We start from the raw sequence: 14,695 nt of genomic DNA on the forward strand, positions 1-14,695 counted from the left end.
CGGTTACGCCTCGTCCTCGTGGGTGAACGCGTAGACGACCTTCCCGCCCGACTCGATGGTCTGCATGGCTCCGGACGTGGCGAACTGCTGGGCCCCGGCGTACGCCCAGAGGTAGCCGTCTTCGGGCATCTCGACCTGCTCGATTCGCTCGCCGTGGAGGTCGACGACGTCCGCGACCACCTCGCCGGCCTCGACGAACTCGCCGGTCGGCTGCGTGGGGTAGAGCAGGCCGCCGTGGTCGTTGCGGAGCATACCGTGGGCCCGGTTGACCCCCGTGCCGCCGGTGTACTTGCAGGGGACGAGCGTGACGTCGTCCTGCGGTCCCTCGGAGGGTTCGCCGTCGAGCAGGTCGAACTCCCGCAACACGTCGAGGGTGCCGTCGACGCCCACCCGCAGGCTGGTCTCGTCGAGATAGCGCCCGTCGATGAACTCCACCATGAGTTCGGGGATACCCTCGGCCGCGCCCTTGTTGCTGAGCGTCGGTACCCCGCCCGCGCCCGCCGGGCTCGGCCCCTGGTCGACGCGGTCGTCCTTCCGGATGGTGGTGACGCCGAACGCCTCGGCCGCGCGTTCGAGGTCGGGCTCGGTCTCCTCGGTCGGCTCGATTATCTGGAAGTACAGCGAGTCGGGGTGGTCGTTGCAGTGGAAGTTGAGGACGAGGTCGGCCTCGCTCCACGCCTCGGTCCAGATGGCGTTGGCGAGTCGTTCGGTCGTGTTGCCCGCGGGGTTCTCGACGCTCACGTAGCCCACGTCCCGGTTGTCTATCCACGACCGGTAGGTGGCGTGCATGAACGCCAGCGGGTTGGCGACCGGAATCGCCACGACCGCGCCCGCGACGGACTCGGGCGAGAGTTCCCGATGCATCAACTCGTGGACCACCTCGGTCCCCTGGAGCTCCTTGCCGTGCTGGGTCGAGAACAGCAGCGCCGTCGGCCCGTCCTCGACGCCGTTGAGCACGAGGACGGGTATATCGATGCTGTCGCCGGTCGTCAACTCGACGCCGTCGATGTAGCCCGTCGCCAGTTCGCCCGGTTCTGCCGCCGCGTCGCCGACTTCTATCGTGTCACTCATGGTCGAATCACTCCGCTACCGATTCGGTCGGAAGCAGTGCGGTGGTCCCCACCGCGGCCATCGCCACCACGGGGTCGACGACCGGGATTTCCAGCGAGTCGCCCAGGTCGGCCAGCACGCCCGAGGTCGTCAGCCCGGTGCAACTGGGCGCGACCACGTCACAGCCCGCGTCCGCGAGCCGTTCGACCGACGCCCGGATCGCCTTCCGGCCGCCGTCGGTGGTGAGGAAGTTGGTCGTGTCCGCGCCCACCACAGTCTCGCTGGCCGCCAGTCGGTCGCCCAGCAGGTCGGCGACGTTCGGGGGCGTCCCGCTTTCGAGGCCGAGCGTGCCGACCCGGTCGCCCCGAGCGAGCGCGGCGGCCGCCACGCTCGCGCCCGCCCCGACGACCGGCACGTCGAGGTCGGCGTCGAGCGAGTCGACGGCCGGGTCGAGCGCGCAGCTCACGCCCAGCACGTCGACGTCGGCGGCCATCTCGCGGCCCAGCTCCTCGACGTACGGCACGGCGTCTGCCTCCGACTCGACGTCGGGGATGCCGTCGGGGTGGTCGGGGATGCACCGGGACGTCGTGTCGACGCCCGGGAAGTGGCGCTCGATTACTCGGCCGTGGTGCGATACGTCCTCGGGGTCGTCGAGCGTCAGCACGCGCAGGACGCCCATCTCGATGTGGTCTGGATTCGTCATGGTCTGTCTCCCGTCAGTCGTCGCCGCACTCGTCGGAGTCCTCGTCCGCCGAGTCGGCGTTCTCTCCGTCGGCCGGCTCGTCGAGGCCGCGCGCCGCGAAAAAGCCCTGCTGGCGGAGCGCGGCCAGCAGCGTCCCCTCCCGGCGGTTCATGAACCCGTCCGGCCCCCAGTAGCGGACGAGCGTCCCGTGCCACTCGCGGGTCGAGTCGCCGTAGACGCTGTCGCCGTACATCGCGTCCATCGCGTCGTGGCACGCCTCCAGCAGGTCCCCGTCGGGGTCGTCGTAGCCGTCCTCGTGGAGGACCGCGTCCAGGGGCACGCGCGGGGCGTTCTCGCTCGCCTCGCCGTGGCGGGGCACGCCGATGCAGAGCCCGAATATCGGGAGGACGCCCTCCGGGACGCCGACCGTTTCGGCGACGGCTGGCAGGCCGTTCAGAATGTTGCCGATGGGACAGACGCCGTACCCCCGGCTCTCGGCCGCCGTCATCGTGCCCATCGCCGCCAGCGAGGCGTCGATAGCGCCCTCCAGCAGCCCCATCGCGGGCGTGATCTGGAACTCCCGGTCGCGGTGTTCGAGCAGCCGGCGAATCCGGCGCAGGTCGATGCAGACCACCAGGAAGTGGCTGGCTTCCTCTATCTGCTCGGTGCCCCGGTCGCAGAGGTCGTGGATTCGCTCGCGCGTCGCCGGGTCCCGAACCCAGACGAAGCTGTACATCTGGGTCGTCCCGCTGGTCGGGGCCTTCCGGCCCGCGTCGACCATCTCGCGCACCTCGCCGTCGGGAATCTCGGCGTCCGGGTCGAACTCCCGGACGGTCGCGCGGTGCGCGAGCCACGAGGTCAGGTCCGGGACCGACCCGCCCGATTCGGCGGCGAGCGCGGGCCGGTCGCGTCGGTCGCCGTCGGGGTCCCCGTCCACGCACTCGCGCTCGGCGTCGCTCATACCACCACTTCGCCCCCGCTCACGACGAGTTCGTCGTCGAGGTACACCTCGGGTTCGAGGACGATGCCGTCGAGGTGCGAGTCGCACTCGATGGTGCCGCCGAACCCGTGGTTGTCGCCGAACGCGACGTGGCAGGTGCCGTACACCTTCTCGTCTTCGAGGACGGTCCCGATTATCTCGGCCGCCGGGTTGGTGCCGAGGCCGAGTTCCGCGACCCGGCGGGCGCACTCGTCGCCCGCCGTCGCCTCGCGGAACTCGTCGGCCGACGGCCCCTCGACCGACGCGATGGTGCCCGACTCGATGCGGACCACCAGCGGTTCGTCGAGTTCGCCCACGCCGACGAGGCCGCCGTCGAACGCGATGGCCCCCTCGGCGGTGTCCTCGACCGGCGCGACGTAGCTCTCGCCCGACGGCAGGTTGCCCGAGTCGCCCGACTCGGTGACCAGTCCGTCGCTCGGGATGCCGTCCCGGCCCGACAGCGACAGCGTGAGCGTCTCGCCGCCCGACTCGATGCGGGCCTCGTCGGCCGCCGTGAGTCGCTCGGTCAGCGCGGCGGTGAGTCGCTCGACCTCGGCGTAGTCGGCGGTGATGGCACCCTCGCCGAACATGCGCTCGGTGATGCCCGGCATCGTGGCGACCCGCGCGCCCGCCTCGGTCGCGTCCTCGCGCGCCCGGGTGTGGGTCAGCGACGCGCTGGTCGGACAGACCACCACGTCGGCCGCCTGCATCGCCGCCGACACGTACTCGGGCGGCTCCATCCCGCTTCGCTCCATGGGTCGGGTCTCGACGACGCCGGCGTCCAGACCGAGGTCGTCGCCCGCCTCGAACAGCGCGCGACCGATGGCCCGCTTGTCGGTGTCGGTCACGACCAGCAGGCTCTCGCCGGCTTCCGCGCCCATGTTGTCCTCGAGGACGCGCCGGGCGACCGCCCGCAGGTCGGCCACGCTACAGCACCTCCGTCGCGGTCTTGGCGAGGACCGACCGGCCGAGCAGGACGCCCGCACCGGTCTTCTCCTGCACTCGCGCCTTCATCTCGGGCGTGTAGCCCATACAGTCCATCACGACGAGGTCGGTGTCGGTGCCGATGGCCTCGGCCGCCGGGGAGACCTCGTCGCCGTCGGTGTACGGCGAGCCGGCGGCGGCCACGACGTCGAACCCGTCCCACTTGTCGAACGTCTGGTCTAGCTGCTCGGCCTTCGGCATCAACACCCCGATGGTGCCGTCCTCGACGATGCTCGACGCCCACGCGTGGAGCAGGTCGCTGGGTTCGAGTATCGGTACGCTGGCCTCGAACGACGGGAAGTCGCCGGTGCAGAGGACGCCGATGGTCGAGACCTCCTCGGCGAGGTCGTGGATGCGAGCCTGCAGCAACTCGACCACCGAGTCGCGGTCGACCGTGACCGACGACCCGTCGCGCATCCGGGTGACGAAGATGGGTTCGCCCTCGCGGGGACCGACCGCCTCGCGCACCTCGTCGGCGGAGTCGAACTCGTCGAGAGCGCCGGCCTCCACGACCTCGATGTGGTCGGGGAGCTGGTCGACGATGTCGGGCGTGATGTCGGTCCGGGGCGACTGGCCGATGGTGACGAGTCCGACGGTCGTTCCGCCCCGTTCGGCCGTCGTCATGCGTCCTCCCCGGGCGTCTGGAGTCGGTCCATCGAGCCGTACAGCGACTGGAGCCGGTCGAACTCCTCGTCGTCGTAGAACGCCGCCCGGCCCCGCGTGAAGTCCTTGGCGGCTTCGAGGACGAACCCGGTCGCCTCGGCGAGTTCCGGGATGTAGTTCGCGCCCGTGCCCGAACCGGGGACGGGGTTGACGCTGGTCGTAGCGACGCCGACGACCGGCGCGTCGGTCGCGGTCGCGGGCTGGAGGATGCTGTTGATGTGATGGAGGTCGTTGCCGTACGGCGTAATGTCCTGGGTCGTGAGCGTGAGCGTGGACGGCGGCTCGCCGGTCACGCGCTCCTGGGCGTCGAGCAGTCCCTCGCTCGGGGGCAGAATCCAGCCCTCCTTGACCGTGGGCGAGAGCGCGAACCCGCGCTCGCAGTGGACCCGGTTGCCCTTGGTCGCGTCGACCGACAGCACCGCGTCCATCTCCTCGTCGACCTCGTGGTCGTTCATCGTCTCCATGTCGACCGGGCTCCCCATGAACGGCACCGGGTCGTGGGGCTGGGTCGGCGCGTCCGGGCAGACGTGGGTCGCGATGCGGACTTCGCCCGGCAGCACGTCGTCGCGGTCGTACATCTCCGCGAGCTGGAACGCGGTGGCGAGCGCGACGATGGCCCCGTCGGCGTCCGAGACCATGCCGATTTCGGCGGGGCGCGCGCCCGCGCCGCCGAGCCGACCGACCACGCCGAGCGTGTCGGCCTCGGGGTCGTGGCCGGGGACGACGACCTTCACGAAGTCGGTCGTCCCGTCGTCGGTCGAGATGGTGGTCACGTCCACGTCGACGCCGGTGCCGTCGAGGGCGTCGCGGACTGCGCTGCCGCTGGCTTGCGGGTGGTCGAGAACGTCGTACGCTCGCTGAATCTTGTCGAACATGTGGTATCTGTGATCGTCGGGGGTACTCGTGTGTCGTTACTCCTCGAACGCGAATTCGACGACCGGCTCGCCGACCGCTTCCTCGACCGGCTCGAACAGCTCCGGCCGGTCCATCCCGGCTCCGAGGCGGAGCGACGACGCCGGGGCCACCACGACCGCGACCGACTGCCCCTCCGAGAGTTCGGCGGTCGAGACGGGCTCGCCGGTGTCGGCGTCGAGCGTGGTTATCAGGTCGGGGAAGGTCGCGAGTCGCTCGCCGTCCCGGTCGAGGGTCATGTACTCGTTCCAGAACGTCAGGTCGTGGCCGTCGACGACGACCGTGCCGACGTCGAAGCCGCCGGTGGTTTCGAGGGCCCGCGACTCGACGGTGCCGGTGACCGCGACCTCGCCGTCGAGAACGTCGGCGACGCCGGCGGCGGCCGTCGCGCCGTCGTCGGCGGTCCGGACCGCCCGGCCGACCGCCTCGGCCTGCTCGTAGATGCCGACGGCGGCGTTGTCCGCGGCGTACTCGGCCGACACCGGGTTGCGCGCGACCGCCACCAGCCCGCCGGCCGCCTCCGCCCCGCTCCGGAGGGTCGAGGCGGCCGACCCGAGCTGGGCCTCCACGACGAGTTCGTGGCGGCGCTCGGTGCCGGGTTCGCCGCCGACGCCGACCTGCAGGACGGTCTCGTCCTGCGCGAGACCGATGGAACCCATCGGCCCGGTCGGGTGCGCGCGGCCGTTGCACGCGGCGTCCACCAGCGGGAGGCCGGTGACCGCCGACTGCAGCAGGCCGTTGACCGCCGCGAACCCGCCCATCTCGTTGGTCATCAGCGCGCCGACGGTGGTGCCATCGGCCGCGAGTCGGTCGACCGCCAGTTCGACCGCGCGCACGTAGTCGGCGGGGTCGACGTGGCTCTCGGTCGCGGCGGGCGCGCCCACGCCGCTGACGGTCAACACGACGTCGCTCGGGTCCAGCGCCGAGACCGGAACGATGTCCGGGCTCCCGTACTCGACCGCGAGCTGTCCGAAGTCGATTCCCTCGTCGAGCGAGCCGCCGCCGCCGCCGCCGAGGACGGCACCGCCGACCGCGACGTGCTTGACCCACTCGTCCGTGACGTCGTCGTATCCCTGATTACTCATCGGTTGTCTCCGTGTTCGTCGTCCGCTGGTTCGGACTCCCGTCCGCGCGATTCGTCGGTCGGGTCGGTCCCGACCGCGCCGTCGCCCGCCAGCGCGAGGAACGCGTTCGGGCGCTCGCGGTCGGCGGTGCGGTACTCGGCCTCGTCCCGGCTTCGGAGCCGCTTCATCGCGGTCTCGACGAGGTGGTAGGCCTGCTCGCGGCCCATCTCCTCGAACAGCGCCTCGGACTTGGCGACCGCCGTCGCGCACACCTCGTCCTCCTCGCAGGGCGCGGGACACGCCGCGCACGCGGGCAACTCGTCCTTGAACGCGGTCGGCTCGGACGCACACTCGACCGCGAGGTCGTCGGTCCACGGTCGGCGCTCGCGCGCCCGCCGGAGCGCCTCGATTCGGGAGCCGTCGGTCCCGCGCCCGGAGCGGTCGGCGTCGGCCATCGTCACCAGTCCGGGCCCTCCTCGTACTCGTCGTCGTGGAGGTAACACCGCGCCACCTGGTCCTCGCCCATCTCGTACATCCCCGGCTCGTCGCCCGAGCAGGCGTCGAACGCGTAGGGACACCGCGACCGGAACGCACAGCCGCTGGGCTTCTCCCGGGGGTCGGGAATCTCGCCCTCGACGTTCTGTCGGTCGGGCTTGGCGCGCTCGTCGGCCTGGCTCACCGTGGAGATGGCCGACAGCAGCGCCCGGCTGTAGGGGTGTTCGGGCGTCTCGAACACCGAGTCGACGTCGCCGACCTCGACCAGCCGGCCGAGGTACATCACGCCGATGCGGTCGGCCACGTTCCGGAGCAGCGAGAGGTCGTGGGTGATGAACAGGTAGGTGATGCCGTACTCGTCCTGGATGTTCTCGAGGATGTCGACGATGCGGGCCTGCACGCTCACGTCGAGCGCGCTGGTCGGCTCGTCGAGGACGACGAACTTGGGGTTGAGCGCGACCGCCCGCGCGATGCCCACCCGCTGTTTCTGGCCGCCCGAGAGCTGTCCCGGATGCCGGTAGAGGAACTCCCTCGGCAGGTCGACCATCTCCAGCAGTTCCTCGATGCGTTCGAGGCGCTCGTCGGCGTCGCCGTAGTCGTGAATCTTGAGCGGCGCTTCGATGATGCTCTTGACCCGGTGGCGGGGGTTCAGGCTCGACGTGGGGTCCTGGTGGACGATCTGCATGTTCCGGCGGAACTTCTTGAGTTCGTCGTCCGAGAGGTCCACGACGTCCTGCCCGTCGATTTCGACGGTGCCGGCGGTGGGTTCGGTCAGCCGGAGCATCGACCGGCCGGTCGTGGTCTTCCCGGACCCGGACTCGCCCACGAGGCCGAGCGTCTCGCCCTCGGCGATGTCGAAGCTCACGCCGTCGACCGCGCGGACCTCGCCGGCCCGCTGCTGGAGGATGCCCTCGTAGATGGGGAAGTGCTTCTTGAGACCCTCGACCCGGACCATCGGGTCGTCGCGGTCGCGGTCGGTCTGTGCGGCCGTTCCGTCGGAGTGGTCCGTCAGGCTCATGAGTGGGACCCCCCGTCAGCGACCGCGTCGGACTCGGAACTCGCGTCGGAGGCCTCCCACGGCGGGACCCCGATGTCGACGGGGTCGGCCGCGAGGTCGGCGTGGCGGTCGTGGGCCGGCCGGCCCTCGAACAGGTGGCAGGCCACGTTGTGGTCGTCGCCGGTCTCCCGCGGGTAGGGGTACGCCTCCCGGCACTCGGGCTGGGCGTGGGGACACCGGTCGGCGAACCGACACGCCTCGGGCGCGTCGGTGTAGTCGGGCAGGTGGCCCGCGATGCCGTCGCCGATGCCGGTCGACAGCGACGGGATGCTGTCGAGCAGTCCGCGGGTGTACGGGTGTTGCGGGTCGGCGAACAGGTCGGCGGTCGGGGCCTGCTCGACGATTTCGCCGGCGTACATCACGTTGATGCGGTCGCTGACCTCGCGGGCCACGCCGAGGTCGTGGGTGATGTAGAGGACGCTGGTGTTGCGCTCCTCGACGAGTTCGTCGAGCAGGTCGAGCACCTTCGCCTCGGTCGTCACGTCGAGGGCGGTCCCGGGCTCGTCGGCGATGAGCAGGTCGGGCTCCGACAGCAGCGCGATGGCGATGAGCACGCGCTGGCGCATCCCGCCCGACAGCTCGGCCGGGTAGCTCTCGAACACGCGCTCGGGCGCGGATATCTCGACGTCGCTCAGCATCTCGACGGCGCGCTCGCGGTACTCGGCGTCCGACCCCCGGTCGAGCTTGTCCCGGACCCAGCTCGTCACCGACATCCGGGGCTGGCCCTGCCACTTGAGGACGTCGGTCATCTGCTCGCCGACCGTCAGGACCGGGTTGAGGCTGGTCATCGGGTCCTGCATTATCATGCTCATCTCGCGGCCCCGCCGGGCGTGGCGCTCGGCGTCCGAGAGGTCGAGCACGTTCTGGCCCTTGTAGATGATTTCGCCCTCGGGGATGGTGGCTTCGGGCACCAGTCCCATGACGGACTTGACGGTGACGCTCTTGCCACAGCCGGTCTCGCCGACCAGCGCGGCGGTCTCGCCCTCGTCGAGGGTGAAGTCGACGCCGTTGATGACCTCGGCGGTGCCGTCGTACGTGTCGAAGTGGACGTGGAGGTTTCGTACCTCTAGTATCGGGTCACTCATGTCAGTTCACATCTACGTCGAAGACGTCGCGCAGCCCGTCCCCGATGAAGTTGAACCCGAGCACGGCGAACGATATCGCCAGTCCCGGGAACACCGCGATCCACCAGTAGCTGGTGACGTAGTTGCGGCCCTGTGCGATCATCGCGCCCCACGTCGGGGTCGGCGGCTGCGCGCCGAGTCCGAGGAACGACAGGCCCGCGCCCACGAGGATGACGAACCCCATGTCGAGGGTGGCCTTCACGGTGATGGGGCTCACGACGTTGGGGAGTATCTCCTTGAACGTGGTCCGGAGCCAACTCGCCCCGAGCGCGCGACTCGACTCGATGAACTCGTCTTCCTTGATGGACAGCACCTCGCCCTGGACGAGGCGCGCGTACCACGACCACCACGAGAACGCGATGGCGACCATCACGTTGACCAGCGACGCGCCGGTCGCGGCCACCACCGCCATCGCCAGCAGCGTGGGCGGGATGGCCAGAAAGATGTCGGTCACCCGCATGATGACCGTGTTGACCCACCCGCCCAGGTAGCCCGCGACCAGCCCGAGGGTCACGCCGATGGAGATGGCTATCGACAGCACCACCACGCCCATCATCAGCGACAGCCGGGAGCCGAACAGGATTCGGCTGAGGATGTCCCGGCCGGTGGTGTCGGTTCCCATCGGGTGGTCGATGCTCGGCGGCTGGCTCGCGCGGTCGAAGTTGACGCCCGCGCCGGCGTCCTCGGGGTAGGGCGCGATGAACGGCGCGAAGATGGCCGCGAACACCAGCACCAGCACCATCGACAGTCCGACGACCGACAGCCGGTTCTGTGCGAAGCTTCGAGCACCCCGCTTGAACTGCTTTATCCGCTCCTGGCGCGCGGTGTCGTTCGATTCGATCGTCGCTCCGCCGGTTTCGGTAGCCATCTAGTCTTCCTCCAGTCTGACTCGCGGGTCGAGGTAGCCGTACAGCAGGTCCACGACGAAGTTGGCGGTCACGAACCCGACCCCGACCACGATGGTCACGCCGACGATGGCGTTGAAGTCCTGGTAGAGGATGGCGTTCACGCCGTAGCGGGCCATCCCCGGCCACGCGAACACGATCTCGACGAGGAACGCGTTGCCCAGCAGGAAGCCAAAGGAGAGCCCGATGACCGTCAGGGAACTCGTGAACGCGTTCCGGAGCATGTACTTGTACTCGATGAGGTTGTTCGGGAGCCCGTACGCCTGCGCGGCCAGCACGTAGTCCTTCCGGTTCTCGTCTATCATGTCCGAGCGGATGAGCCGCATCACCTGTGCGAGCGTCGCCAGCCCGAGCGCGAACACGGGCAGTACCAGGTGCTTGGCGGCGTCGACGAACGTCCCGAACTGCCCCGCGATGAGGCTGTCGACGAGGTAGAGGTGGGTCACGGTCGGCGGCGGCGCGATGCCGTCGCTCAACCGCCCCGACAGCGGCAGCAGGCCGAGCGTGACCACGAAGATTATCTGGAGCACGATGGCGACCCAGAACCGGGGCATCGACACGCCGAACAGCGCGGTGACCCGAGAGACGTGGTCCTGCCAGTGGTCCTTGTTCGTCCCGGCGACGACGCCGAACGGAATCGCGAGCAACACTGCGAAAAACAGCGTCAGCACGGTGAGTTCGAGCGTCGCGGGGAGGCGTGCGACGATGTCGTTGAACACGTTGTTGTTCGTGCGCAGCGACATCCCCCAGTCGCCCTGGAGTACGCCGGTCAGCCAGTCGACGTACTGCATGGGCAGGGGCTGGTTCAGTCCCATCTCCGCGCGCAGGGCGTCGACCTGCTGCTGGCTCGCCTCCGGGCCCAGCGCCAGCCGGACCGGGTCTCCCGGGACCACCCGGGAGATGAAGAAGATGAGCACCGACAGCCCGAAGATGACGGGGACGGATTGGAGCGCGCGTCTGACGAGGTAGTCAGCGTATGACATTGTGAATGGTGGGAACCGTCGAAGTGAACGCGTCGGTGGGGTCGCCGGCTATCAGGCCCGGCCGTCGCCGTCGCGGTACATCGAGTGGACGTCCCAGTCGAACGACATCACGCCGCCGTACGACCAGCCGCCGACGTTCTCGTTGATGCCGATGCGGTAGGGCGGGTTGGCGATGAACACGCTGGGCATCCCGTCGACGATGAGTTCCTGAGCGTCCTGGTACAGTCCGAGCCGGGTTTCGAGGTCGGTCGCGCTGCGGGCGTCCTCGAGGACCGACGTGAGCTCGTCGGTGGTGTACCACGACTGGGAGATGTACGACCCGAACGACGAGGGGTGGTACATCTGGTAGGTGAAGGTGTCGGGCGAGGGCATCTTCGCGGTGTGGAAGATGTTCGTCATGTGGGCGGTCGACTCCTCGCTGGTCGCCCGGTCGGTGATGCGCGCCCACTGCTGGGGGTTGATCTCGACCTCGATGCCGAGTTCGCTCAGCCCGGACTGGTTGAGCAGGCCGATCTGGCGCTGGAGTTCGGTGCCCGCGACCACGACGTGCTCGAGGCCGATTTCGTTGATCTCCTCGACGGTGTAGTCCGACTGGTCGAGGAACTCCTGGGCCCTGTCGAGGTCCTGAGACATCGGCTCGAGGTCGTCGTTGTGGCCCGCCATCTCGGCCGGCACCGACCCGGCGGCGACTGCGCCGCCGCCCACGATGTCGTTGACCGCGCTCTCGTAGTCGAACGCGTGGGCGATGGCCTTCCGGACGTTGACGTCGTCGGTCGGCGCTTTCTGGGTGTTCATCGGGATGTGCAGCAGCTGGAGCTGGGGCACTTCCGGCACCCGGACGTTCGGGAACGAGTCCATCTGCTCGTAGGCGTTGGTCCCCATGTACTGGTCGGTCATGTCGCCGTCGCCCTGCTGCATCGTCGAGACGATGGTGGACTGCTCGGTGATGACCGTCGACCGGAACGTGTCGAAGCTGTTGTCGTCCCAGCCCTTCCAGTAGTCCTCGTAGGCCGAGGCCTCGATGGAGTTGCCCTGCTCCCAGTTGTCGAGGACGTACGCGCCCGACCCGGCGGAGTTGTTCTGGAGGTAGGCGTTGCCGTAGTCGCCGTCCTGCTCGTTCTCCTGAACCACCGCGCTGTTGACGATGTAGAACTGGACGAACGTCGCCAGCGCCGGCCCGTACGGCTGGTTGAACTCGAACTGGACCGTGTACTCGTCTTCGGCCGTCACGCTCTCGGCGTCGAGGTAGTCGAGCCAGAACGACGAGTAGCCCGCCTCCATGGCGAGCATGCGCTCCATCGAGTAGACGACGTCCTCGGCGGTCAGCGACTCGCCGTCGGTGAACGTCACGTCCTCGCGGAGCGTGAACACCCACGTCTGGCCGCCGTCCTGGGTCTCCCAGCTCTGTGCGATGTGTTCGGTCGGCTGGAGCGATTCGGGGTCGACCGTGATGAACTCGTCGTAGAGGTTCTGTGCCGCCAACCCCTGCGTGTAGTCGACCTGTTCGGCCGGGTCGAGGGTCCCGAAGACCTGCCCGGCGATGAAGTGGAAGTCGTTCTCCTGGCCGTCGTCGCTCCCACCGCTGTCGTCGGTCGACTCGGTGGTGTCGCTCCCGCCCGAGGACTCGGTCTGGTCGCCGCCCGAGGACTCGGTCGTCTCCTGTTCGTCGCCCCCGCCCGAACAGCCAGCGAGTGCGACGCTCGCCGCGCCCGCGCCCATCAGTTCGAGGAACTTCCGCCGGTCAGTGTCGCCAGTTGCCATGACCCACATTGAAATCCATGAGGACATAAACGTTTGGTTTGAAAAGATATTTTGTAGATTATACTCGGTAAATAAACTACCTAGATTAAAAAATACAACTAGGTGTAGATAGATTCCTATGGTTGTACGTAAGTGTGTAGCGTGATTATTGGAGAAATAGCGTTGGTTTTTCGTGTCTGAACGAGAACCTCCGGGATTCACGCAAGTTCGTGATGTTCGTGTATATCGTGTCCGACTCGCGAACGTCCTCGACGAATTCGAGGTCCACCGCCGGGTCGTAGTAGACCGGGTAACAGATGGCGCGTTCGAGCGCGGTCGCCTTCACGACCACGGCGAACATCGCCAGCGCCTCGACCGCCGCGGCGTGGACCTCGAACTCGTCGTACGCGTCGTCGCGCTCGCCGACCAGTTCGGCCAGCGCATCGAGCTCCGAGTCGGGGACCACGAGCCCGAATGCCGGCCCTCGGTCGCCGTCGGCCGGCATCGGTGCGACGTCGCCGGGGGAAAGCACGAGCGTCTCCCACCCCGACTCCTCGTACTCCCGCGTGAGCGCTTCGACCTCCTCGGTCATCTCCTCCCACCGGACCAGCGCCTTGGTCGCCCGGTTGAACGACTCGTGATTCATCTTGGGGAGGGCGAGGGTTTCAGTGTGAAAAAGTCTTTCTCCTGGGCGAATTTTTAGGACGATTTCCCAATTTCAGTTCTCCTTTGGTAGGCTGTTTCAATCCGGACGAGCGTCCAGTTTCGGGCGACTACGCCGGACGTCGCCGGACGACCCGTGCGAACAATTAACTGCTCGGTCTCCGAACCGGGACCCATGAAAGCCGGGGTACTCGGACTCGTCCGGGACGACTTCGAGGTGGTCGACTCCTTCTCGGAGACCGTCGAGGAAAACGACCGCGCGCTCGACCGCGTGCTCGACGTGCGACGGGTGTTCTCGTTGCCGACCGGTCACGTCGCGTTCGAGGGCCGCGCGGCCGTCGAACGCGTGGTCGACCGGACCACGACCGAACTCGACTACGGCGAGGTCCGTCTCGAAGAGACCCCCGAGACCGAGACGCGCGTGACCAGCGTGGCCGGCGTCCCTGGCGAGTTCGTCGTGGCAGGGAGCAACGCGGGCACCTTCGCGTTCGACCTCGTGACCAGCGACACCGGGGCCGACATCGAGCGGGCGACCCTCGACCTGGGGGCGTTCCTCGACGCCCAGTCCGACGCCGCACCGTGGCGCGCGGGTTTCTACGGCAACGACGGTAACTGCGAGAACGGCGTCCTCCACGGCACCGACCTGTTGGACGACGACGACCTCGGCGGGCTGCTCGACGACGCGTCGCTCAACCAGCTCGGGCTCGACTGCTCGTACGGCGACCACGCGCTCAAACTGACCGCCTCCGAGAGCGGCTACGTCGAACTGTACCGGCCCGGCGAGTTCGACACCGAAGCGTATCTCCAGTACCTCCTCGAAGCGGTCGTTCCGCACGCGGAGTGACGCCGCCGGGACCCGGCCGGTCGGCGCTCGCGTCGGTCCCGCGGGCGTCACGAACGCGCGTCAGTCGTCGGCGGGCGCGCCGGTCGTCGGTCCCCGCGAGCCGCCGCTCGACGACGTCGCGGTGTGGTACGCCATCAGGAGCATCGCGACGATGAGACACAGCCCCCAGAGGAACGCGGTCATGTGCAGGACGCCGAGCCCGAGGCCTTCGGCGAGCCAGACGCTCAGCGGGAGCCCCCACTGGCCGACGACGTAGAGGCCGGTGACCGCCGACCGGAGGGTCCCCGAGAGCGCGAGCGCGTCCACGGTGAACCCCATCACGATGGCGAGGATGGAGAGGACGCCGAGGTGGGCGTGACCGCCGATCATCCACGCGGGGGCTCCCTGCCCCGACGCGATTAGGACGTTCTGGTACATCCCAACGAACATCATGGCCGTCAGACCGAGAAAGCCTGACGTTTTGAGTATGCGTGACACGGTGTCTTCCACTGATTTTCGACATATAGTAATTTTGCCAACGATGCGTCACGTCCGGCTGCGGTTCGGCCTT

At 68.5% G+C, this 14,695-nt stretch carries 16 protein-coding genes; 1 reads left to right on the forward strand and 15 read right to left on the reverse strand.

Annotated features, from left to right (window positions below; genetic code table 11):
• Positions 1–3: 3 nt before the first annotated feature.
• From EPL03_RS01950 to EPL03_RS20400, 14 genes are all read right to left on the reverse strand, one after another.
• Entirely contained in the window at positions 4–1,071 is a 1,068-nt protein-coding gene (locus EPL03_RS01950) for a succinylglutamate desuccinylase/aspartoacylase family protein (protein ID WP_135827656.1), read from the reverse strand.
• A gap of 7 nt (positions 1,072–1,078) precedes the next feature.
• Positions 1,079–1,753 carry an aspartate/glutamate racemase family protein gene (locus EPL03_RS01955; protein ID WP_135827657.1) on the reverse strand — a complete coding sequence of 225 codons (675 nt, stop codon included), beginning with the start codon at positions 1,751–1,753 and terminating at the stop codon, positions 1,079–1,081.
• A 13-nt stretch (positions 1,754–1,766) separates the two neighbouring features.
• Complete coding sequence (locus EPL03_RS01960) at positions 1,767–2,693, reverse strand: nitroreductase family protein (RefSeq protein ID WP_135827658.1); 927 nt, start codon at positions 2,691–2,693, stop codon at positions 1,767–1,769.
• Complete coding sequence (locus EPL03_RS01965; protein ID WP_135827659.1) at positions 2,690–3,637, reverse strand: aminopeptidase; 948 nt, start codon at positions 3,635–3,637, stop codon at positions 2,690–2,692. Before EPL03_RS01965 ends, EPL03_RS01960 begins: the two co-directional genes overlap by 4 nt.
• Before the next feature lies 1 nt (position 3,638).
• Positions 3,639–4,319: an AroM family protein gene (locus tag EPL03_RS01970; RefSeq protein ID WP_135827660.1), complete on the reverse strand. Its 681-nt coding sequence runs from the start codon at positions 4,317–4,319 to the stop codon at positions 3,639–3,641.
• Positions 4,316–5,233 (reverse strand): DUF1177 domain-containing protein, encoded by a 918-nt coding sequence (locus EPL03_RS01975; RefSeq protein ID WP_135827661.1) that lies wholly within the window; start codon positions 5,231–5,233, stop codon positions 4,316–4,318. The genes EPL03_RS01970 and EPL03_RS01975 overlap by 4 nt, the downstream gene beginning before the upstream one ends.
• A gap of 36 nt (positions 5,234–5,269) precedes the next feature.
• Positions 5,270–6,355: a DUF917 domain-containing protein gene (locus tag EPL03_RS01980; RefSeq protein WP_135827662.1), complete on the reverse strand. Its 1,086-nt coding sequence runs from the start codon at positions 6,353–6,355 to the stop codon at positions 5,270–5,272.
• On the reverse strand, positions 6,352–6,789 hold the full coding sequence (locus tag EPL03_RS01985) for a hypothetical protein (protein ID WP_368277062.1): 438 nt from the start codon (positions 6,787–6,789) through the stop codon (positions 6,352–6,354). The genes EPL03_RS01980 and EPL03_RS01985 overlap by 4 nt, the downstream gene beginning before the upstream one ends.
• A gap of 2 nt (positions 6,790–6,791) precedes the next feature.
• Entirely contained in the window at positions 6,792–7,847 is a 1,056-nt protein-coding gene (locus EPL03_RS01990) for an ABC transporter ATP-binding protein (protein ID WP_135827663.1), read from the reverse strand.
• The gene (locus EPL03_RS01995; RefSeq protein WP_135827664.1) at positions 7,844–8,971 is read right to left on the reverse strand and encodes an ABC transporter ATP-binding protein; all 1,128 of its coding nucleotides are present in this window, start codon (positions 8,969–8,971) and stop codon (positions 7,844–7,846) included. The genes EPL03_RS01990 and EPL03_RS01995 overlap by 4 nt, the downstream gene beginning before the upstream one ends.
• Before the next feature lies 1 nt (position 8,972).
• Positions 8,973–9,878: an ABC transporter permease gene (locus tag EPL03_RS02000; protein WP_135827665.1), complete on the reverse strand. Its 906-nt coding sequence runs from the start codon at positions 9,876–9,878 to the stop codon at positions 8,973–8,975.
• Positions 9,879–10,898, reverse strand: a complete 1,020-nt coding sequence (locus EPL03_RS02005) for an ABC transporter permease (RefSeq protein ID WP_135827666.1) — start codon at positions 10,896–10,898, stop codon at positions 9,879–9,881.
• A 51-nt stretch (positions 10,899–10,949) separates the two neighbouring features.
• A complete protein-coding gene (locus tag EPL03_RS02010; protein ID WP_135827667.1) occupies positions 10,950–12,659 on the reverse strand; it encodes an ABC transporter substrate-binding protein in 1,710 nt (569 codons plus the stop codon).
• Positions 12,660–12,804: 145 nt separating this feature from the next.
• Positions 12,805–13,284, reverse strand: a complete 480-nt coding sequence (locus EPL03_RS20400) for a DUF7529 family protein (RefSeq protein WP_244605179.1) — start codon at positions 13,282–13,284, stop codon at positions 12,805–12,807.
• Positions 13,285–13,476: 192 nt separating this feature from the next.
• On the opposite strand from EPL03_RS20400, the gene EPL03_RS02020 reads away from it, so the two are divergent.
• Positions 13,477–14,145, forward strand: coding sequence for a hypothetical protein (locus EPL03_RS02020; RefSeq protein WP_135827669.1), 669 nt, complete (start codon positions 13,477–13,479; stop codon positions 14,143–14,145).
• A gap of 60 nt (positions 14,146–14,205) precedes the next feature.
• Here the strand turns inward: EPL03_RS02020 and EPL03_RS02025 are convergent, their stop codons facing one another.
• Positions 14,206–14,577 (reverse strand): hypothetical protein, encoded by a 372-nt coding sequence (locus tag EPL03_RS02025; RefSeq protein WP_135827670.1) that lies wholly within the window; start codon positions 14,575–14,577, stop codon positions 14,206–14,208.
• Positions 14,578–14,695: the final 118 nt, after the last annotated feature.

The sequence above is a fragment of the Halorussus halobius genome, from assembly GCF_004765805.1.
Lineage (GTDB): Archaea > Halobacteriota > Halobacteria > Halobacteriales > Haladaptataceae > Halorussus > Halorussus halobius.

What these genes read in the sequence shown, in the direction of transcription:
- EPL03_RS01950 (WP_135827656.1), bottom strand. Translation starts at nt 1,071, where the DNA reads ATGAGTGACACGATAGAAGTCGGCGACGCGGCGGCAGAACCGGGCGAA.
- EPL03_RS01955 (WP_135827657.1), bottom strand. Translation starts at nt 1,753, where the DNA reads ATGACGAATCCAGACCACATCGAGATGGGCGTCCTGCGCGTGCTGACG.
- EPL03_RS01960 (WP_135827658.1), bottom strand. Translation starts at nt 2,693, where the DNA reads ATGAGCGACGCCGAGCGCGAGTGCGTGGACGGGGACCCCGACGGCGAC.
- EPL03_RS01970 (WP_135827660.1), bottom strand. Translation starts at nt 4,319, where the DNA reads ATGACGACGGCCGAACGGGGCGGAACGACCGTCGGACTCGTCACCATC.
- EPL03_RS01975 (WP_135827661.1), bottom strand. Translation starts at nt 5,233, where the DNA reads ATGTTCGACAAGATTCAGCGAGCGTACGACGTTCTCGACCACCCGCAA.
- EPL03_RS01980 (WP_135827662.1), bottom strand. Translation starts at nt 6,355, where the DNA reads ATGAGTAATCAGGGATACGACGACGTCACGGACGAGTGGGTCAAGCAC.
- EPL03_RS01985 (WP_368277062.1), bottom strand. Translation starts at nt 6,789, where the DNA reads ATGGCCGACGCCGACCGCTCCGGGCGCGGGACCGACGGCTCCCGAATC.
- EPL03_RS01990 (WP_135827663.1), bottom strand. Translation starts at nt 7,847, where the DNA reads ATGAGCCTGACGGACCACTCCGACGGAACGGCCGCACAGACCGACCGC.
- EPL03_RS01995 (WP_135827664.1), bottom strand. Translation starts at nt 8,971, where the DNA reads ATGAGTGACCCGATACTAGAGGTACGAAACCTCCACGTCCACTTCGAC.
- EPL03_RS02000 (WP_135827665.1), bottom strand. Translation starts at nt 9,878, where the DNA reads ATGGCTACCGAAACCGGCGGAGCGACGATCGAATCGAACGACACCGCG.
- EPL03_RS02005 (WP_135827666.1), bottom strand. Translation starts at nt 10,898, where the DNA reads ATGTCATACGCTGACTACCTCGTCAGACGCGCGCTCCAATCCGTCCCC.
- EPL03_RS02010 (WP_135827667.1), bottom strand. Translation starts at nt 12,659, where the DNA reads ATGGCAACTGGCGACACTGACCGGCGGAAGTTCCTCGAACTGATGGGC.
- EPL03_RS20400 (WP_244605179.1), bottom strand. Translation starts at nt 13,284, where the DNA reads ATGAATCACGAGTCGTTCAACCGGGCGACCAAGGCGCTGGTCCGGTGG.
- EPL03_RS02020 (WP_135827669.1), top strand. Translation starts at nt 13,477, where the DNA reads ATGAAAGCCGGGGTACTCGGACTCGTCCGGGACGACTTCGAGGTGGTC.
- EPL03_RS02025 (WP_135827670.1), bottom strand. Translation starts at nt 14,577, where the DNA reads ATGATGTTCGTTGGGATGTACCAGAACGTCCTAATCGCGTCGGGGCAG.